At 61.6% G+C, this 19,972-nt stretch carries 19 protein-coding genes; 10 read left to right on the plus strand and 9 right to left on the minus strand.

All coding sequences use genetic code 11. The features are described 5' to 3' along the window. Window positions 1-305: 305 nt before the first annotated feature. Window positions 306-1,337 (minus strand): IS110 family RNA-guided transposase, encoded by a 1,032-nt coding sequence (locus FRZ40_RS30465; protein WP_147236588.1) that lies wholly within the window; start codon window positions 1,335-1,337, stop codon window positions 306-308. 274 nt (window positions 1,338-1,611) lie between these two features. After that, window positions 1,612-2,124, minus strand: coding sequence for a lipocalin-like domain-containing protein (locus FRZ40_RS30470; RefSeq protein WP_051446584.1), 513 nt, complete (start codon window positions 2,122-2,124; stop codon window positions 1,612-1,614). 302 nt (window positions 2,125-2,426) lie between these two features. Here FRZ40_RS30470 and FRZ40_RS30475 point away from each other — a divergent pair, with 302 nt between their 5' ends. From FRZ40_RS30475 to FRZ40_RS30520, 10 genes are all read left to right on the plus strand, one after another. After that, window positions 2,427-2,723, plus strand: a complete 297-nt coding sequence (locus tag FRZ40_RS30475; RefSeq protein ID WP_028369932.1) for a hypothetical protein — start codon at window positions 2,427-2,429, stop codon at window positions 2,721-2,723. A 429-nt stretch (window positions 2,724-3,152) separates the two neighbouring features. Then, window positions 3,153-4,151, plus strand: coding sequence for a methyltransferase (locus tag FRZ40_RS30480; RefSeq protein WP_147236589.1), 999 nt, complete (start codon window positions 3,153-3,155; stop codon window positions 4,149-4,151). A 472-nt stretch (window positions 4,152-4,623) separates the two neighbouring features. Beyond that, window positions 4,624-5,607: an AraC family transcriptional regulator gene (locus FRZ40_RS30485; protein ID WP_240057324.1), complete on the plus strand. Its 984-nt coding sequence runs from the start codon at window positions 4,624-4,626 to the stop codon at window positions 5,605-5,607. 13 nt (window positions 5,608-5,620) lie between these two features. After that, window positions 5,621-6,676: an ABC transporter substrate-binding protein gene (locus FRZ40_RS30490; protein WP_028369934.1), complete on the plus strand. Its 1,056-nt coding sequence runs from the start codon at window positions 5,621-5,623 to the stop codon at window positions 6,674-6,676. Between the two features lie 69 nt (window positions 6,677-6,745). Beyond that, window positions 6,746-7,549, plus strand: coding sequence for an ATP-binding cassette domain-containing protein (locus tag FRZ40_RS30495; protein WP_028369935.1), 804 nt, complete (start codon window positions 6,746-6,748; stop codon window positions 7,547-7,549). Between the two features lie 25 nt (window positions 7,550-7,574). Then, window positions 7,575-8,858 (plus strand): sugar ABC transporter permease, encoded by a 1,284-nt coding sequence (locus FRZ40_RS30500; RefSeq protein ID WP_147236591.1) that lies wholly within the window; start codon window positions 7,575-7,577, stop codon window positions 8,856-8,858. Between the two features lie 25 nt (window positions 8,859-8,883). Then, window positions 8,884-9,612: an SDR family oxidoreductase gene (locus FRZ40_RS30505; RefSeq protein WP_147236592.1), complete on the plus strand. Its 729-nt coding sequence runs from the start codon at window positions 8,884-8,886 to the stop codon at window positions 9,610-9,612. A gap of 69 nt (window positions 9,613-9,681) precedes the next feature. Then, complete coding sequence (locus tag FRZ40_RS30510) at window positions 9,682-11,310, plus strand: FGGY-family carbohydrate kinase (RefSeq protein WP_147236593.1); 1,629 nt, start codon at window positions 9,682-9,684, stop codon at window positions 11,308-11,310. A 548-nt stretch (window positions 11,311-11,858) separates the two neighbouring features. Then, the gene (locus tag FRZ40_RS30515; RefSeq protein WP_147236594.1) at window positions 11,859-12,056 is read left to right on the plus strand and encodes a hypothetical protein; all 198 of its coding nucleotides are present in this window, start codon (window positions 11,859-11,861) and stop codon (window positions 12,054-12,056) included. 131 nt (window positions 12,057-12,187) lie between these two features. Next, window positions 12,188-12,424 (plus strand): hypothetical protein, encoded by a 237-nt coding sequence (locus tag FRZ40_RS30520; RefSeq protein ID WP_240057325.1) that lies wholly within the window; start codon window positions 12,188-12,190, stop codon window positions 12,422-12,424. On the opposite strand, the gene FRZ40_RS30525 is transcribed toward FRZ40_RS30520, so the two are convergent. The 7 genes from FRZ40_RS30525 to FRZ40_RS30555 form a co-directional block, all read right to left on the minus strand. Next, window positions 12,421-13,125: an ATP-binding cassette domain-containing protein gene (locus FRZ40_RS30525; protein ID WP_147236595.1), complete on the minus strand. Its 705-nt coding sequence runs from the start codon at window positions 13,123-13,125 to the stop codon at window positions 12,421-12,423. The two genes, FRZ40_RS30520 and FRZ40_RS30525, sit on opposite strands and share 4 nt — an antisense overlap. A gap of 11 nt (window positions 13,126-13,136) precedes the next feature. After that, the gene (locus FRZ40_RS30530; protein ID WP_035993574.1) at window positions 13,137-13,856 is read right to left on the minus strand and encodes an ABC transporter ATP-binding protein; all 720 of its coding nucleotides are present in this window, start codon (window positions 13,854-13,856) and stop codon (window positions 13,137-13,139) included. After that, window positions 13,853-14,974: a branched-chain amino acid ABC transporter permease gene (locus FRZ40_RS30535; RefSeq protein ID WP_147236596.1), complete on the minus strand. Its 1,122-nt coding sequence runs from the start codon at window positions 14,972-14,974 to the stop codon at window positions 13,853-13,855. Before FRZ40_RS30535 ends, FRZ40_RS30530 begins: the two co-directional genes overlap by 4 nt. Next, window positions 14,974-15,840 carry a branched-chain amino acid ABC transporter permease gene (locus FRZ40_RS30540; protein ID WP_147236597.1) on the minus strand — a complete coding sequence of 289 codons (867 nt, stop codon included), beginning with the start codon at window positions 15,838-15,840 and terminating at the stop codon, window positions 14,974-14,976. Before FRZ40_RS30540 ends, FRZ40_RS30535 begins: the two co-directional genes overlap by 1 nt. Before the next feature lie 34 nt (window positions 15,841-15,874). Continuing rightward, on the minus strand, window positions 15,875-17,101 hold the full coding sequence (locus FRZ40_RS30545; protein ID WP_028369946.1) for an urea ABC transporter substrate-binding protein: 1,227 nt from the start codon (window positions 17,099-17,101) through the stop codon (window positions 15,875-15,877). Window positions 17,102-17,141: 40 nt separating this feature from the next. Next, window positions 17,142-18,659, minus strand: coding sequence for an amidase (locus tag FRZ40_RS30550; RefSeq protein ID WP_147236598.1), 1,518 nt, complete (start codon window positions 18,657-18,659; stop codon window positions 17,142-17,144). Window positions 18,660-18,856: 197 nt separating this feature from the next. Beyond that, window positions 18,857-19,945, minus strand: a complete 1,089-nt coding sequence (locus FRZ40_RS30555) for a substrate-binding domain-containing protein (RefSeq protein ID WP_240057326.1) — start codon at window positions 19,943-19,945, stop codon at window positions 18,857-18,859. Window positions 19,946-19,972 lie beyond the last annotated feature (27 nt).

Here is a 19,972-nt window from a genome sequence, read left to right on the forward strand (position 1 = left end):
AATGCGTCTTGTCAGCGTGTGTTATAGGCCACCGCATCGACCGACTGTATATGGACTCCTCCTCGTTTGCAAACACGTCGCTTGTCAAGCCTCGGTGTCGATTGCTCACGTATATCCGGTCTCGTACAACTGTGCCTCTGTGAGGCAACGGACCCTGATGGGCTATTCGCGCGCTGACTCCCAATCGTTCCTACGGGCTCAAGGCCTCGGTCAGTCACGGGTTTGATCAGCGCCGGTTCGACCTGTTGGCCATCGTGCGGCTTGTTTTGCAACCGTGGATGAAGGTACTGCTGGTAGTTACTGTTTCAATGTGCGGCAAGTTCCGGCTGGTAATCGGTTTCCCGTGTAATCATCGCCCAGGCTATGCGTGCGGTTTTGTTTGCTAGCGCTACGGCTGCAATGTTCGGATGCCGGCTGCCTGCTATGCGCATCACCCACAGACTTAGCGCATCAGTCCGTCGACGGGCCATCTGGATCATCGCGCGTGCGCCGTGGATTAACAGGCAACGCACGTAAGCGTCACCTCTCTTGCTAATCCCTAGAAGCCGCTCTCTTCCACCGGAGCTGTTTTGTCTGGGCGTCAGTCCGAGCGACGCCGCCATCTGTCGGCCATTGGAAAACTGTCGGGCATCGCCCACGGTTGCGATCAACGCCGTTGCAACCATTGGCCCAACGCCGCGTAATTGCTGCAAACGTCTGGCGACGGGATCGGATGCGGCAATCGCAGCAATTTCACGATCGAGTTCGCGAATCCGGTCGTCCAGGGAGCGCAGGTCCTCCCACAGCCCCCTGAGCAGACGCCGGAATCGGTCGCTCAGACCGCTGTTTACGTTTTCCATCCAGACAGGAACAGCGCGGCGCAACTGGAGAATCTCTCGGGGCGCCACAATGCCATATTCGGAGGTCAGGCCGCGAATCTGGTTTGCCTTTGCGTTACGTTGCTCCATTAAACCGGCGCGGACGCGGTGAACCGCCTGCACGTCCTGCTGCTCGACGGTCTTGACGGCGACAAAGCGCATGCCTGGCCGGCTCATCGCTTCACAGATAGCTTCGGCGTCGTTTGCGTCGTTTTTGTTACTCTTGACGTACGGCTTCACAAACTGCGGGGCTATCAGCTTCACGGTATATCCGATCGCCTGAAGACGACGCGCCCAATGATGCGCACTACCGCAGGCTTCCATTCCTATCACGGCATGCAGAGGAACCGTCCGTTGCAAGACATCCAGCCATTCCACGCGGGCAAGCTTGCGGCGCCATATTGCCTTCTCGCTTCGATCGACGCCATGCATCTGGAAAACGTTTTTAGCGAGATCAATCCCAACACGAATCATGTCCATTTCAGGTTCCTCCTCGTTGACTGGTCGAACGCGACGACAATCATGCGCCGTGCGCTGCGAGCCAGCCGGGTGAGGAGGAGTCCATCCCATTGTTCCTGGCCGAACCGGGTCAAACACCCGGTCCACCTGCGTGAATACCCCAGACTCTCAACAGTCTACCGGGCTAACCTAACGTGGAAGACCGTCTCGAGCGCACATGTGCGACCCGTACAGACTATGCGGATCGCCACGTAGCGCGCCTCAACACCGCCAGGCGTCTAACCGATAGGGCAAGTCACTTTAGCCGGCGCAGGATTACTTCGGCCGTGCCGCCGCTTGAGGCCGGCGTCGTCCATCTGAGTTGTTCGGCACTCACAGCAAACGGCCGCTTCTGCTCGACACCGTTCCAGTTCGGAAACGAACTGGCGGTGACATGGAACGTGATCGTTTTATCAACCTCGTTCACTGTATAGGTGCCGAAGTGAGCGATCATGCCTTGGACGACGGCCTTGTTTTCTTCTGCCGTGCCTTCCATTCGATTGGCGGAGGCGAACTTTGCAATATCGGCGCGAGAGGTCATCAGGATGTAGTGGCCGCTCCCGTCGAAGACTGCGATCCCTTGCGGACTGGTCCCGTACATGGGTTGCCGGGTGCCGTCTGCACGCACGGTATCGACCGACACATAGGCCCACGTTCCAACGACCTGTTCCTTCAGCGTACCCGTCTGGACCGCCACGTGCGCGCATGAAGCCAGCGTGCCCGTCAACAAGATTGAGGCAAAACATCTGAGAGGGATTATCTGTCTCATTACGCGTCTCCATGAAGGATGCTCGGGCACGGTTCGCTCGCGCCACCGCATTAATGATCAACCGTCCTGCTCCGATATTCGGAGTATTAGCTTACCTAAGCCAATATGTCGATAAACGCATTAGCGTTTGACAATTGCTTTACATAGACAGCATGGTTACTACACTTGGTAGTTGCGGCGACGATCGGTCTTGCCGTGCTCGTGGCTTCTACTTAGCAATGGTTAGACGTGTGCACTGTTGCCGATTGTCGGGCGCCTTCCTGTCGTTAGTGCCTTATCTCGCGGAATTGGAGGACGCAATCATGCAAACAGTACTGAGACGATATTCCGGAAAGGGTGCGAAAGAATTGTTCGATTTGCTGGAGAAACATAGTGCTGAGGTTGAAGAATGGATGGGTGATGTCAAAGGCCTGGTAACGTACACGCTCGTGCACAGCGGTGAGGGCGGATTCTCCGTGACCGTTTGTCAAAACAGGACAGGCATCGATGAGAGCGTGCAAAGAGCGAAGGAGTGGATCGCGAAGAATGCGGGGAGCATTGGAGCGGCTGCGCCGGAAGTGACGGAGGGTGAAGTCATTGCTCATTTGAACAAGTCTTGAGTCCGGGACTTACGACGCACGTGCTAGATGGCGGCCTGGGCGTGCGTCGTTCAAAGCATAGACGTCAGGTTCAGGAACACGGGAAAAATCCCTGTCAATGCAGCCGTGTTATCGACATGATCCCAGCCACGAAGGTCCGGTGCCTGGTGCAGAGCCAAACGCCTGGCTGGCGACCGGAGGGACATGCCTTCCGACAAGCAGCCTCTTGCGTCGCGTTGAATCGGGATCCCGCAACGGCAGTGCTTCGGTTTCGCGACGCGTGTGCCGAGCGTCCGCTCGCCATTTGCTGCAACCCGGAGGCTCGACGCGGAGCCGTTGTTCGCGTAGGCTTCTCAAGAGTTCCGTCCTTCACGCACGCGCTGAAATCCTGCGAAGAAAGACCCGATTCAAACACCTGTTTGTGCGGTATCTTGCGAAAGGTTATCGACCATGGATGACATCTCTCCGCAGGCGTTTATCGATGCCACGATCGCCTACCAGAAGACGGCCGCGGTGAAAGCCGCAGTGGCGCTCGATCTGTTCACCGCGATCGCGGACGAACATGGCGACCTGGAGCGTATAGCCGAGCGTGTAAAGGCCTCCAGGCGCGGTGTGCGCATACTCTGCGACTTCCTGACCGTGCATGGATTTCTGCAGAAGGAAACGGGACGGTATCAATTGACGCCGTCGACTTCGGCATTCCTGACGACTTCCTCGCCCGCCTGGATAGGAAGCATCGTGGATTTTCTCGCGGCTCCCGAAATGACGGCACTGTGGCTCGAGGACCCGGTCGCGTTCGTTCGCAACGGCGGGGCCTTGGGACTGGGCAACATCGCCCCCGACCATCCCGTCTGGGTGAAATTTGCACGGTCGATGGCACCCTTCGTAGCACAAACCGCACAGAGCATCGCGCAACAGGTGAGCATGTGGCCTCAGGCACCGAAGCGAGTGCTGGATGTGGCGGCCGGGCATGGGTTGTTCGGAATCTCGATCGCCAAGGCGATCCCCGGCGCGGAAGTCGTGGCGACCGACTGGCAGCCGGTTCTTGAGGTCGCGATGGAGCACGCCATCGCTGCCGGAGTTAATTCGCGTTACCGCACCGTCGCCGGCAGTGCGTTCGAAGTCGATTGGGGTACGAATTTCGATCTGGCTCTGGTCACGAACTTCCTGCACCACTTCGATCCGCCAACCTGCGTCGAAGTACTCTCGAAAGTCCGCAAGAGCCTCGCTCCCGCAGGGCGAGCGCTGGCGGTGGAGTTTGTTCCAGACGAGGATCGCGTGTCGCCGCCCTTCGCCGCCGCGTTCTCATTTGTGATGCTTGCATCCACGCCGCAAGGCGACGCGTATACCGCGCGCGAGCTTGAGCAGATGGGCCGCGAAGCCGGCTTTTCCAACGTGAGCGTGACGCCCCTGCCACCATCACCGGAAGCTCTCGTTACATTCGAATAGCACACACCTCGCACGCGATGGCAAGTGGCGACCGAGGTGCCGCGGCCTTGGGGCACGTGGTCAACTGTGAGATGCGATGAACGGCGGTACCCGGACCCAACCCGGCCACTCGACCGGTCGGAATGCCTGCGTCGGAAAGCGGGCGAGCTTCAGTCATTCGAAAACATACGCCTCCTGGCTATCGCAGAAAAGGGAAAGACGGTCCCCGCGCGTGCCGGGAGTCGGCACCTACCAAAAATTTGACCTCATACGCCCCACGACTCTGTGGTCGCTGCGATCCGTGCATGTAGAACCGGCGCACTGTACGATTTTTGAGCGTAAAAGGCGATATGACTTTCCTGAATGCAAAAAAATATCAGGCACGCGTGCTATCCGTGTAGTGAAAATTTGCGTCATCTACTATTCTTCGATCTATGGAGGCGGTGACAAACCAAACTATCGCCGACAAAGACGGTGGCGCATGGAGACAGACGTGACGAACGACAACACCGCTGCGGGCGAAGGCAGCGCTCGCCGTCGCCCGCGTGTCGCTCAGCCCGACCTGGAGCTGGTCGCCGTACCGCGCGACGAATCGTTCAAGGTGTGGTCGCACGGCTATCCTTACAGCACGGTGCGCTGGCACTTCCATCCTGAGTACGAGCTTCACCTTATCACCGCCACGACGGGTAAGTACTTCGTCGGTGACTACATCGGAGATTTCACGCCCGGCAATCTCGTTATGACCGGGCCCAATCTCCCGCACAATTGGGTGAGCAATGTGGCCCGTGGCGAGCAAGTGAGCGAACGTTGCCTGGTGCTGCAGTTTGATTCTGAATTTCTCGCGCGTGCAATCCATGCGTTTCCCGAATTCAGAAAGGTTACTGGTTTGCTTGATGCGTCGGGCTGGGGTGTGTTGTTCACCCCGGATACAGGCGCGGCCGCCGAGCCGATCATGCGTGAGATGCTGCACGCGCAGGGGATGCGGCGAATCGCGCTTTTCGTATCGCTGTTCGCCCTCCTCCTTCAGAGCAAGGAGCCGGTCAAGCTGGCAAGCGCCGCCTATCGGGCCGATCCGGCACGCTACGCCGAGACGCGCATCAATCACGTGCTGACGTACATCGGCAAGAACCTTGCGCAGGAACTTCGCGAAGCCGATCTGGCTGGCCTGGCAGGCCAAAGCGTGAGCGCATTTTCCAGATACTTTCGCCGCCATACGGGCGTGCCTTTCGTGCAGTATGTGAACCGGCTACGCGTTAATCTTGCGTGCCAGCTGCTGATATCCGGAAAACTGAGTATCAGTGATATCTGCCATCAGGTCGGATTCAACAACCTGTCCAACTTCAACCGTCAGTTTCTGTTGCTTAGGGGCATGTCCCCTTCCAGGTGGCGCGGATATCAGCAACACAATGTGGCAAGCGGATCCGACGCGCCCGGTTCGGCGCGACAATACGCGGCGGCAAGTGCCGCCGTCCAATAACAGGAGACACGGTATGAAGACGCTTTCGACACTCGTTAGCAGCATCAGCGCCATCACATTAGGTATGCTAAGCGGATCGGCAATGGCGGCACCTTCGGGTACGGTCGCGTTCCTGATGCCGGACCAGGCGTCCACCCGCTACGAACAGCACGACTTCCCGGGCTTCAAAGCAACGATGTCCAAGCTGTGTCCCGACTGCAAGGTGCTGTATCAGAACGCGAACGCGGATGTGGCGACCCAGCAGCAGCAGTTCAACTCGGTCATCGCGCAGGGCGCAAAGGTAATCGTGCTTGACCCGGTGGATTCGACCGCCGCGGCGTCGCTGGTTCATCTGGCGCAAAGCCAGGGTGTGAAAGTCATTGCATACGATCGTCCGGTTCCGTCGACGCCGGCTGACTACTATGTCTCGTTCGATAACGAAGGCATCGGCCGCTTGATCGCCCAGTCCCTTGTGCAGCATCTGAAAGACACGGGTGTGCCGACTAACAAGGGCGGTCTTCTCGAAGTCAACGGCTCTCCCACCGACGCAGCCGCGGGGCTGATCAAGAAGGGCATCCATTCCGGCATCGCGTCTAGCGGCTACAAGACGCTGGCCGAGTACGACACTCCGGAATGGGCGCCACCGAAGGCTCAGCAATGGGTCAGCGGACAGATCACCCGCTTCCAGTCGCAGATCGTCGGCGTCGTGGCGGCAAACGACGGCACGGCTGGCGGAACGGTCGCGGCCTTCAAGGCAGCCGGCGTGAATCCGGTCCCGCCCGTGACGGGCAACGATGCGACCATCGCGGGTCTGCAACTGATCATCGCTGGCGACCAGTACAACACCATCCTGAAGCCGAGCGAAACCGTTGCGGCGGCAGCCGCCAAGGTCGCTGTCGGGTTCCTGTCCGGACAGGCCGCGAAGGGCGAAACGACGCTCTTCAACACACCCACGCAGCTCTTCACACCGATGGTCATCACGGCGAAGAACCTCAAGGCCGAAGTGGTCGACAAGGGTTTCGCGAGCGGGAAGACCTTGTGTACCGACCGTTATGCGGAAGGCTGCAAGAAGCTCGGCATCACAAACTGAACCGGCGCGGCGCCGGACGAACACTGGCGCCGCACGTGTCTTTCATGCAATCAAGCAGAGGTACGGTCCATGACTGACAACTCCACGAAGCAGCCCGCTCCGGGAAAGCTTGTGCTTAGTCTGCGCAACATATCCAAGCACTTCGGAGCGGTCTCGGCCCTCACGGACATCGAACTCGACGTACATGCCGGAGAAGTCGTCGCGCTGGTTGGCGACAACGGCGCGGGCAAATCGACGCTCATCAAGGTGCTGGCGGGCGTGCATCAACCGAGCTCGGGCACGATTACCTTCGACGGCCGCGAAGTGACGCTGGCTAACCCGGCAGCGGCGCTCGATCTGGGCATTGCCACGGTGTTCCAGGATCTCGCGCTGTGCGAAAACCTGGATGTGGTCGCGAACATTTTCCTCGGGCGAGAGCTGAATCCCATGCGCCTCGACGAAGTATCGATGGAAATGCGGGCATGGACCCTTCTGAACGAACTGTCCGCGCGCATTCCCGATGTGCGCGATGTGGTGGCATCGCTGTCCGGCGGCCAGCGGCAAACCGTTGCAATCGCACGTTCGCTGCTGCTTGACCCGAAACTGATCATGCTGGACGAGCCGACCGCCGCGCTGGGCGTCGCGCAGACCGCGGAAGTGCTGAATCTCATCGAACGTGTGCGCGATCGCGGGCACGCGGTGATCATCATCAGTCACAACATGGAAGATGTGCGCGCCGTGGCGGACCGGATCGTCGTGCTCCGGCTCGGCAAGAACAATGGCGTCTTCTATCCCGACTCGTCGAATCAGGAGCTCGTCGCCGCGATCACAGGCGCAACCGAGAATGCAGTCTCACGCCGCGCCGACCGGCGTCAGGCTCAAACGAACGCCTAGCGAATGGCTAGTGGGAGAAACAGTCATGAGTAACCAAGCTCAGGGTGCTCCGCAGGGAAATCCGCAGAAGCCCGATCAGCCTTCCCCATTGCTGGATCGCAGCGATGTGCGCGTTAAACACGCCACGGGCATCGGAGGCGCGATCTCGGCGTTCGTCGATCAGGTGAAGTCGGGCGATCTGGGTTCGCTGCCCGTCGTCGTGGGTCTCATCATCATCTGGACCGTTTTCACGACCCTGAATCCCGTCTTCCTGTCTGCCAACAATCTGGTCAACCTGCTCTTCGACTGCTCGACCATCGGCGTCATCTCGCTCGGTATAGTGTGCGTGCTGATGGTGGGCGAGATCGACCTGTCCGTCGGTTCGATGAGCGGCTTCGCTTCCGCGCTCGTGGGCATGCTCTGGGTCAACAACGGCTGGCCGGTGGGGTTGGCGATCGTTGCGGCCATCGTGGTGGGCGCGGTCGTAGGCGCACTGTATGCATCGCTGCTCAACCGCCTCGGGATGCCGAGTTTCGTAGCGACGCTGGCCGGGTTGCTCGCCTTGCTCGGGCTGCAACTCTATGTGCTCGGCGCGAGCGGCTCCATCAACCTGCCCTATGGGTCGGCGATGGTCAACCTTGGACAGATCATCGTGCTTCCGCCCGTCGTGTCATATGTCATTGCGCTCGTGCCGGGAGTCGTCATGCTGGTCCTCGGGATGCGCACGCACCAGCGCCGCCGCGCATCGAACCTTTCGGCGCCATCGATGAGCAGTCTGCTCACGCGCTGCATCGTCGTGACCGTGCTGCTGGAAATCGTGGTGGCGTACCTGAACCAGGGACGCGGCGTTCCGCTGCTGTTCGCCCTCTTCCTGGCGCTTGCGGTCGTGATGGACTACATGCTCAGACGCACGCAATGGGGCCGTTCGATGCACGCAATCGGCGGTAACAAAGAAGCAGCAAGACGCGCGGGTATCAACGTCAAAGGGATCTATATGAGCGCCTTCGTGCTCTGCTCGAGTCTCGCGGCGCTCGGCGGTGTCCTGTCGGCAGCGCGACTCGCATCGGCCAGTCAGCAGGCCGGCACGGGTGATGTCAACCTCAATGCGATTGCCGCTGCGGTGATTGGCGGGACGAGTCTCTTCGGCGGCCGCGGCAGTGCGTATTCGGCGGTGCTAGGCATCATCGTCATCCAGTCGATTGCGAGCGGACTGACGCTGCTGAACCTGTCGTCCTCGCTGCGTTTCATGATCACGGGTGCAGTGTTGGCGATTGCCGTCATCGTCGATTCGCTTGCCCGGCAATCGCGCGTCTCCCACGGTCGCGCCTGATTTCAGATATCAAGGAGACGGATAAATGACTGACACAATCACAGGAAAAGTCGCGGCCATTACGGGTGCAGCGTCGGGTATCGGTCTGGCATGCGCGCGTGAGCTGATTGCTCATGGGGCCAAGGTCGTTCTGATCGATCGCGCCAAAGAGCGGCTCGATACGCTGTGCGCGGAGCTGGGTCCCGATGCATTGCCCATCGTCGCCGACCTGTTGAACCCGGCGGAAGTGTCGGGCCTGCTGCCGCGCATTCTCGATGCGGCCGGCGGCCTCGATATCTTCCACGCGAATGCCGGCGCGTACGTGGGCGGCGAAGTGGCGGAAGGCGATCCCGACGTGTGGGACCGCATGCTGAACCTGAACATCAATGCTGCGTTCCGTTCGGTGCACGCCGTCCTTCCGCACATGGTGAAGCAGCAGTCCGGCGACATCATCTTCACCAGCTCCATCGCAGGCATGGTGCCCGTGGTCTGGGAGCCGATCTACACCGCTTCGAAGTTTGCGGTGCAGGCCTTCGTGCACACGACGCGGCGACAGCTCTCGAAGCATGGCGTGCGTGTGGGCTCGGTATTGCCGGGACCGGTCGTGACCGCCTTGCTCGACGACTGGCCCAAGCAGAAGATGGACGAGGCGCTCGCATCCGGCAGCCTGATGCAGCCGAAGGAAGTGGCCGAATGCGTGCTTTTCATGCTGACGCGCCCACGCAACGTGACCATTCGCGACCTCGTGATCCTTCCGAACGCGGTCGATCTCTGATACTGGCAGCCATGCGATGGACGCGAATGTCCCTCGACATCGATCCAACGCTACAACAGGCAGTGAGCCATGACTTCTGATTACACGACCCCGGATACAACGAACGCGCGGTTTGTCGTCGGCGTGGATGTCGGCACGGGCAGCGCGCGCGCGGGCGTCTTCGACCTCGACGGTCGCATGCTGGCGACGGCGAAGCACGACATCACGCTGTATCGCGAAAGCGGGTCTATCGTCGAACAATCGAGCACCGAAATCTGGGGCGCCGTCTGTCACGCGGTCAAGGATGCGATCGCGCAGGCGGATGTATCGCCGGAACGGATCGTCGGGATCGGGTTCGATGCCACCTGCTCGCTGGTCGTGCTGGGCCAGGGCGGCAAGCCGCTGCCGGTGGGGCCGTCGGAGGAGGCTGAGCGCGACATCATCGTCTGGATGGATCACCGCGCCGTGGAGCAGGCGGAACGCATCAACGCCGCGGGGCACGATATCCTGAAGTATGTGGGCGGCAAGATATCTCCGGAGATGGAAACGCCGAAGCTGCTGTGGCTTCTCGAGAAGCGTCCCGCCGTGTTCGGCGATGCATGGCAGTTCTTCGACCTCACCGACTTTCTGACGTGGCGTTCGACGGGCGACCTCGCGCGATCCACGTGCACGGTCACATGCAAGTGGACCTACCTTGCCCATGAGCATCGTTGGGACGGCACCTATTTTCGCAGCGTCGGACTGGGCGTGCTGGCGGACGAGGATTTTTCTCGCATCGGGCAGAAGGTGGTGGAACCCGGCACACCGTTGGGAGCCGGTCTGACACAAGAGGCAGCGGCGCAACTCGGCTTGCGCGCGGGGACGCCTGTTGCCGCGGGCGTGATCGATGCGCACGCGGGCGGCATCGGCACGGTGGGTGCCGAAGGCGAACCGGCAGCCTGTCTCGCCTATGTGTTCGGAACGTCGTCCTGCACCATGACTACGACCCGCGAACCAAAGTTTGTTCCAGGCGTCTGGGGACCGTATTTCTCGGCGATGGTCCCGAACGCCTGGCTCAACGAGGGGGGCCAGTCCGTTGCGGGCGCGGCCATAGAAAGGCTGCTCGCGCTGCATCCGGCAACCGCCGAAGCGCGAAGCCGTTCGGAGGAAGCGGGACAGTCACTGCCCGCGATGCTCGCCAATCTCGCGATGCAGGCGTCCGACACATTGTCCGACGTCGTGAAACTGGCGCAAGGCGTGCATGTCGTTCCCGAATTCCTGGGCAACCGCGCGCCGTTTGCCGATCCGCATGCGAGAGCGGTGATCGCGGGCCTCGGCATGGAAACCGACCTCGACAGTCTGGTGTCGCTGTATATCGCCGGTATCTGCAGTATCGGATATGGCTTGCGCCAGATAGTCGAGACCCAGGCGTCGGCTGGTGCACCGATCGAACGGGTGATGATTAGCGGCGGCGCGGGACGACATGATCTCGTCCGTCAACTGCTCGCCGATGCCGTTGGCAAGCCGGTGCTGGCCGCGCGGGCGGAGGAGCCCGTTCTTCTCGGCGCGGCGATCCTTGGCGCCGTGGCAGGCGGGCAATTCGACGATGTGCAGACTGCGATGGGCGATATGTCGCAGGTCAGCAAAATCTATGAACCCCACCGCGATGTACGCGCGCTACATGATGCGCGGTTCAGTGCGTTCACGCGCTTGCAGGCCGTCGCCAGGGAAATTCGTTAACGAGCACCGTGGAACATCAAATGACGCGGTTTGCGTGGCTCGCAACCGACTCTCCTGATTCACCTGATAGGCCGCAGGCGATACCTCTGGTCAAGAAGCCGCTAGTCCCGATACAACGGACGTCGGGACGACCAATCCGTGTCGCGTCGAACGGCGGTTGCCGGCCGCTTGCCGTCTCGGCCAGCAGATCTCGGACCAGCCGCGCTCGCCGCGCAGCCGAGCGGCGTCCAGGGCGACGGACTGGCCGCTCCCCTCGCCTGTCCCGTGTTCTGCTTCAGGCCGCATCATGTTGTCGCGTCCGTAGTGTTTCCAGCGACTCCGGAATTGAACACGCTGACAACATGAGATTACGCTTGGGGCCCGCAAAAGGTGATGGAATAAGGTGCATTCACACCACCGGCCGTGCGTGACAGGCGTCGACTCCGTCTCAGGACCTTCGCATACAATCAAGCAACCCGGACGCCGATCATCGAAATCTCGCCGTGAAGAAGCAAAAACTGAAGAGGAAGTTGGCCGCGTGCACCCCACCAAAGCCTCGTGGACCGGTTATGAAACTCAAAGCCCAACTCGCCCGCTTGCAAGCGGAGTTGATTGCGCCAAAGTCCAACCAGGCGCGGCTACTCTTTGAGATCCGCATGGTTGAGGAAAAACTCAAAATCGAGCGACTCCACCGCGTGTCAAAGCTTGATTCCGTCAACATGCGCGAGATTCTGTGCGGATCACCTGGGCTCGGCAAGAAGTCCTGATCTGAGGCAACTCAGTCCACACGTGCGGCACGTCGATCGACTGACGACGTGATCAGCGCAATGGAGGCGAGCGTCGAGGCGGACGACCCGGCGAGCTATGCGACGCACTGGATCGCTTCCCTACGATCGTGATGACGATCGCCGACAAAACCGCACGCTGCAACAGAACCCATGCAGCCCTGACCGGCCCTGTACGCCGCTCGCGGCGTATCGCGATGTCACGCGGTGGACAGATGCGCGCATCGTATGAGCAGGCGGTGCGGATTCGCGATGCGATCGTCAACCGTACGGCGGACGATCAGGATCTGATGCGCGAACGAATGCAAGGCGCGTGCGCCGCCGCGCCAGATTTATTGAAGAGCGCCTAGGCGTGCACGCCCGTGTACTCGCTGACCTTGTCGAGGTCGCTCAGATGCTCGCGCGGAATTTCATCGCCGATGCGCCCGCGCCGGATCACCAGCACCCGCTGCGAGACGGCGGCGATGAAGTCGAGGTTCTGCTCGACGAGCACGATCGTCAGGCCGCGCTTTTCTCGCAACGACACGAGCGTTTCGGCGATTTCCTCGATGATCGAAGGCTGGATGCCTTCCGTTGGCTCATCGAGCAGCAACATCGACGGCTCACCCGCCAGCGCGCGCGCCAGGGCGAGCAGTTGCTGTTCGCCACCCGAGAGCGCTCCGCCTGCCCGGTCCAGCAGCGGCCGAAGACGCGGAAAATCCTCGAGTAGCGCGTCGATCGCGGCTTCGGGCTTACGCCCCGTCTTCACGAGGCCGAGCCGCAAGTTGTCGTAGGCAGACAGCGCCGGGAAAATTTCGCGACCCTGCGGGACATACGCCATGCCTCTTTTCGCGCGCGCGTGCGGAGCAAGCGCGGTCACGTCGTCGCGATTGAAGCGGATGGTGCCCGCCGTCGCGGGCAGCGCGCCAATCAGCGTGCGCAGCAAGGTCGTCTTGCCCATGCCGTTGTGCCCGAGAATGCCGACGGCCTCGCCGCTCTTGACGGACAGCGTCACGCCGTACAGCACAGGAATGGCGCCATAGCTCGCACACAAGCCGGTTGCTTCAAGCATCGCGCCTCCCGTCAATGCGGCTTCTTGCCGAGATAGATTTGCTGGATGAACGGATCGCTCATGATGCGCTCAGGCGTGTCCTCGCGAATGATCGCGCCTTGATGCAGCACCGTGACCTTCCTGGCAATGCGCCGGATGAAGCTCATGTCGTGTTCCACCACGACGAGGGCATGGCGCCGGTTGATCTCGCGTATCAGCTCCGCCGTGCGCGCCACTTCCGCATCGCTCATGCCCGCGGCGGGTTCGTCGAGCAGAATCAGCGGTGGATCGGCGGCGATCACGACAGCCAGTTCGACCCACTGACGCTCGCCGTGCGCCAGCAAGCCGGTGATCGCGTCGCGATGCGAGAGCATGCCGACGCGCTCCAGGACGTCCCGCGTCACCCGCTCGGTCTGCATGGGCGTATTCACGCGCCGTGCGGCGAGCCACACGTTGTCCCACACCGAAAGGCCGTTGAAGAGGCTCGGCACCTGCGTCTTGATGCCGATACCAAGACGCGCGGGCTCATGCGGTTGCATCGCGGTGATGTCCTTGCCGCGAAACAGGATCTCGCCCGACGTCGGCTTGACCTGCCCCGTGAGCAGTTTGAAGAACGTACTCTTGCCCGCGCCGTTCGGCCCGATCACACAGCGCAACTCTGCCTCGGCGAGTGAGAAGTCGACGTCGCGAGTCGCGTGCACGCCGCCGAAACGGACATTGAGCTTGCGTGTTTCCAGCAGCGGCTGTGTCATGCGGCTTCCTCGCGCGAAGCGCTGTGTGTGTCGTCCTGCGCGACGTGGCGCGTGTCGCCCGATGAACGGCGCGTGCGCCGGACGGCGGCGAACAACCGCATGCCGAGCTCGCCCAGACTCGGCACGATGCCCTTCGGCACCATCAGGACGAACACGACGAGAATGGCGCCGAGCACAAGGTTGGAGTTGATGGTTTGCTGCGTGCCGATCTGCGTGGTGAGCCACTGGATCGCCACGCATCCGATCACGGGTCCGACCAGCGTCCCGAGCCCGCCGACGATGACCCAGATGATGATCTGCGCGGATTGTGCGAGGCCGAACACAGTGGGACTCGTGAAGGCGCCCCAGTTCGCGAAGAGGCAGCCCGACAGCCCCGCGATGGCCGCACCCAGCACGAAGGTCAGGAGCTTGTAGACACGCGAGTCGTAGCCGAGCAGCAGCAGACGCTGTTCGTTCTCCTTGCTCGCGACGATCACCCGTCCTATCTTGAACGCGAGCAGCACGCGCAGCAGGAAATAGACGCCGAGCAACGCTCCCAGCGACAGTTCGAACAGTCCGCGTGGACCGATGACATCGTCGACATTGCCCGGCGTATTGAGCGGCGCGATGTTGGGAATACCGTTGAAGCCGCCGAGCGCCGCATTGCCGATCTTCCATTCCGGCCCGGCCGTCGAGTTGACCAGGTTGAAAAGAATCAGCGTGACAGTGAGCGTGATCACGCCCATGTACACATCGGAAAGCCGCCCATAGAAGATCAGATAGCCGAGCACCGCCGCAAAGGCCGCAGGCAGCACGATGGCGAGCATGAACGGCACCGTGCTGTCGCCCATATTCGTGACGGCGATCGCATACGTGTAAGCGCCAAGACCGAAGAACGCCGACTGGCCGAAGCAAAGTATGCCGCCAAAGCCCCACACGAAGCCGAGGCTCAGCGCGAGTATCGCCATGACGGCATAGACGGTTGCCTGCACGAGCGCGAAGTCATCGAGCACGCGCGGCAGCACGATCAACATGATCAAGCCGGCGGCCAGCGCGAGTGCCGCGCTCTTCCACGACCGCGAGAAGCGCGAGAGCGCGTCGGCGACGGGCATGGTGCGAGTCGCGTTGACGGGCGTCATCACAATGCCCCCTTGAAGAAGCGGCCTGTGATGCCGCGCGGCAGAAGCCGCAGCATCACGATGGCGCCGACGAGCAGCGCGACCTCGCCGAGCACGGGCGTCGACGCGAATGTGGCGACCTGATTGATCGCGCCGAACAGCATCGACGAGCTGACCAGTCCCGCAACGATCGCCGGGCCGCCGCCAATTACCGTGATGAAGGCCTTGGCGATAAACGCGCCGCCCATGGTCGGCACGACACCCGTCATGGGCGCGAGCAACGCGCCCGCGAGTCCCGACAGCGCCGCGCCGATGGCGAAGGTAGCCGAATACACGCGGCCGGGCGCGATGCCCAGCGCGTCGGCCATGTGCGGATTCTGCATCGTGCCGCGCGCGATCAGGCCGAGCGACGTATGCAGCAGCACCCACCGCAGCGCGACGCCGAGCACCACCGCAACCGCGATGATGACGAGCGTATAACTGCTAACCGAGTATCCGCCGATCGTGAAGTTGCCCAGCGGCGCGGAAATGCCCGCCGTCGTATTGCCCGCAATCGACGTGACGACGCCGATCAGCAGCAGCGACAGTCCCCACGTTGCCAGCATCGTGTCGATCATGCGGCCGTACAGCCGCCGGATGAAGATCCGTTCCAGCACGACGCCGATCAGTGCGACCACAAGCGGCGCGACGACGAGAATCGCGACCCACAGGTTCACGCCGAAGCGGATCGCCTCGATAGCCGCATACGCGCCCAGCATCATGAATTCGCCGTGCGCCAGATTGATCACCTTCATCATGCCGAAGATGACCGCGAGCCCCGATGAAATCACGACGAGACTCGCGATCGCATAGAGCACCTGAATCACAACGATCGCGGCAAGGTCCATCGTAGCTCCTCTCCATGAAGGCGCAGCGTGCGCCTCAAAGCTTGATCACGTATTGCTGGTTGTCGCGCGGGTTCTTGATGAGATTGCATACCGCGCTCGTATCCACAGGAGGCTGGTTCTGGAACGTCTGCACGATGTCGAGCTTGTGATTCTTCACCTGCGCGATACTCACGTTGAGCACGCAGTGATGCGTCGCCGGATCGATCGACACCTTGCCGCTGGGCGCGTCGATGCTGATCCCGGACTCCAGCGCCTCGATCACCTTCACGCGATCGAGCGTGCCCGCTTTCTTCACGCCCTGTGCCCAGAGGTTGAAGCCCTGATACGTACCCATCGCCAGCTCGGTGATGTTCGGGTAGTTCGCGCCGAAACGTTTGTGAAAACGGTCCTTGAACGCCTTGTTCACCGGGTTGTCGAGGTTCTCGAAGTAGTTGTACGAGACCAGGAAACCATCGCACTCCTCGGGCGAGAGAACAATCTGCTCGTTGCCACCCGCGAAGGTCGTCGACGCCAGCGGAATTTTCTTGTGCAGCCCCGCCGCCGCCCATTGCCGGTAGAACGACATATGCGAGCCGCCGACGAGCGCCGACACGAGCATGTCGGGCTTCGCCGACTCGATCTTCGAGATGGTCGAGCCGAAATTGGTGACGTCGAGCGGAAAGAAGTCGATTGACTGTATGGACCCGCCGTTGTCCTGGACGAACTTCTTCACCCACTGCGAGGTGATCTGGCCGTAGTTGTAATCAGCGGCAACGACGTAGACCTTCTTGCCCCACTGCTTCATCGCGTAGGGGATCAGCCTGGCGACGGTCTGGCCCGGCGTCACGCCCGTGCAGAACGTGTTGCGGTCGCACACGCCGCCTTCGTACTGCGTGTTGTAAAAATAGAGCGTGCGATAACGGTCCAGCACGGGCCGCATGACTTCGCGCGAAGCCGACGTGATGCCGCCGTGCACGACCGCGACCTTGTCCTTCAACGCCGATTGCTGCGCGAACTGCGTATAGAGCTGCATACTCGACTGCGGATCGTAATTCAGCAGCTTGATCTGCTTGCCGAGCAGGCCGCCCTGCGCGTTCCACTCCTCGACGGCAATGGTGAGGCAGTCCGCCATCGGCTTGCCGTAGATATCGAGGCCGCCCGACAGGTCCGTGATGCCGCCGACAAGAATCTCGTCGGCCGCTTCGGCGATGAAGGGAAACGAGCCCGCCATTCCTGCGGCTACCGATGCCGCAGACGATTTCAGAAACGCACGTCGGTCCATAGAGGGGTTCCGGAAAGAGACGCGAGGAGAATCACAAGGGTCAGACTTTCGTCCAGTCGATCGACTGTTCGAATGCGTAGGCGCCGCGATAGATGGTCGCTTCGTCCCAATGCTTGCCGATCAGCATCATGCCCACGGGCAGACCGTCGACCGTGCCGCACGGCACGCTCATCGCTGGATGTCCCGTGCAATCGAACGGGCAGGTGTTCGGCAACATCTCGAAAGCGCGCGTGACGATTTCCTCGACGCCCGCGTCCGGCTTGGGCAGTGGCGTCGCCGTGAGCGGCAGCGTCGGCATCAGGAGCAGATCGTAGTCAGCGAACGCGGCGTCGTAGGCGGCCGTGAGCTGGCGCGACAGGTTCTGCGCCTTCGCATAGAAATGCCCGCGATAGTGGCGGATGAAGTACTCGCCGAGCACCATCGTGATCTTCAACGTCTCCGACAGTTCGTCCGCGCGCTCATGCCAGCCAGCGTGATAGTCCACCATGCCCGTGACGTACAGGCCCTTCCAGTTGAAGCCGTGACCGTTGTCCTTCATCATCTGCTGCGTGGCGCCCTCGGCGGCGATCGGCAGCCATATCGACGGGCCCACGCGATGCATCGGAATCGATACCTCGCTGACCTTCGCACCCAGTTCCGCAAAATGATCGGCAGCGGCGCGCACCTTCGCGTCCGATTCCGCGAGCGATTGCGGCCATCCGAAACCCTCTTTCACGACGCCGATCTTCAGTCCGCGCACACCTTCCTTCATCAGGTCCGAATAGGGCTTGGCGGTCTGCCCTGCGTGCTGGCGTGGATCGAGGCCGTCAGGGCCGGCCAGCACTTCGAGCATCAACGCGTTATCCGTCACGTTGGCCGTCATCGGTCCCGTGTGGTCGATCGTCAGTTCGATCGGCATGATGCCCGTATAAGGAACCAGCCCATGAGTGGGCTTCATGCCGTAGATCCCGCAGTACGAGGCGGGCATGCGGATAGAGCCGCCCTGATCGCCGCCGATAGCGAGATCGACTTCGCCCGCGGCCACGAGCGCTGCGCTTCCCGACGACGAACCGCCCGCCGAATAGCCCATCTTTCGCGGATTGTGCACGGGCGCCGGCGCGCTCGTATGCGAGCCGCCCGAGAAGCAGAAGTACTCGCAGGTGGCCTTGCCGACAATGGTCGCGCCCGCATCGAGCAGACGCGTCACGATGGTTGCATCGACATCGGGCACGTAGCCTTCGAGCGTGGAGGCGCCGTTCATCATCGGCACACCTGCAAGGCATACGTTATCCTTCAGCGCGACGGTCTTGCCCGCAAGCTTGCCCGTGGGCGCGCCCTTCACTTCGCTCTTGACGTACCAGGCGCCATAGCGGTTCTCTTCGCCCGAAGGACGATAACCAGGGGTGCGCGCATACGTGACACGCGGGACGTAGTCCGGCATCGCGTCGACGACATCGTATGCGTCGAAATTCGGCTGCAACAACGTGTGATACGCAGCGAGCTGCGCCTCGGACAGATGGATGCCAAGACTGATGGCGACTTCGTCAAGCTGGGCGGGCGTGGGACGTTTCACTGCCATGGCTTCCTCACTCGAACGGATTCGTGACGGACTGCCGCCTGCTGTCATGCAGGCGCACCGTAATGAACGGGACGAAACGAACTGCACATATCCCGATCTGCGAGCCATGGTATGGACACATATTTTCCGCGTCAACAATTTATTTTCCATGGAAAGTAAATTGGACGAAGCCCGATGCGACACGACGCAAGCAGCGCTTATAGCCGCGAAAGCACTTCGAAATGATGGCCTGCGGCCCGCGCGAGATAGATGGGCACGCGGTTCACTCGTCCGCCCGCATAGGCTGAATCGCGGGCGCTTCGAAAAGAAAGCGGCGCGATGCCGAGTTGCGCGAGTCCTGCCTGCTCGGACAGACGTCTGCGCCGGGCGTCGTCGAACAGCGCAGCCAGAAAATGAATGCCTTCGTAGGTGGATTGACCGAAGGTGTCGAGCGTCGGCGCACGCGCGCCGTATCGCCCGCGATAACGTTCCTTGAATGCGAGGTTCGCATCCGTGCCCAATGAAGCGAAATAGCCCGAGGCCACATACAGGTCCGCCGTGTTGCGCGCCCCGATGCCGAGCAGTTCGTTTTCTCCGAGCGCGCACGAAAGCCGCACGATGTGAGTTGCAAGTCCGGCCTCGCCGAACGCGCGATTGAAGTCGATGGTGTCCTGGCCGATCAGCGACAGCAGCACGGCATCCGCTCGCCGCTTGCGGATCGCGTCGAGCACCTCGCCATGTTCGCCTCCGCCGAACGGCAGATACATGTCGCCGACCACCTCGGCCCCCGCATCGAGCACGTAACGTCGCGCGAGCCGATGCGTCGCGTGAGGCCATACATAGTCGTTGCCGACGAAGAACCAGCGCTTCGGGCGGCGCTGCCTGCTGATCCAGTGAATGGCCGGCTGGAGCTGGCGCCGCGTGGTTTCGCCAATCGCGAATACGCCAGGTGTGCGCTCGCCGCCTTCGTAGAGCGGCGTATAGACGAACGGTAGCTGTCCACCCACGGCTTTGAGCAGATCGAGGCGCACTGCGCTCGTATGCATGCCGACGAGCGCATCGATTGCGCCGTCGCCAACGAGATCGCTCAACGCACAGTCGAGCCCGCGCGCGTCGTCACCCGCATTGATGGTCAAAAGCCGGCAGGAGCGGCCCGCGATGCCCGCCGACGCGTTCAGCTCATCGACGGCGAGTTGAGCCGAGGCGAGCGCGCAAGGCCCCCAAAGCCCGGCCGCGCCGCCTAGCGGCACGCACAACGCAATGGTCATCTCCTGCGCTGGACGGCAGGCACGGGAACGCGGCTTCATCAGACGGTCGACGCGGCGGGTTCGAAC

The organism is Paraburkholderia azotifigens, assembly GCF_007995085.1.
Taxonomy (GTDB): Bacteria; Pseudomonadota; Gammaproteobacteria; order Burkholderiales; family Burkholderiaceae; genus Paraburkholderia; species Paraburkholderia azotifigens.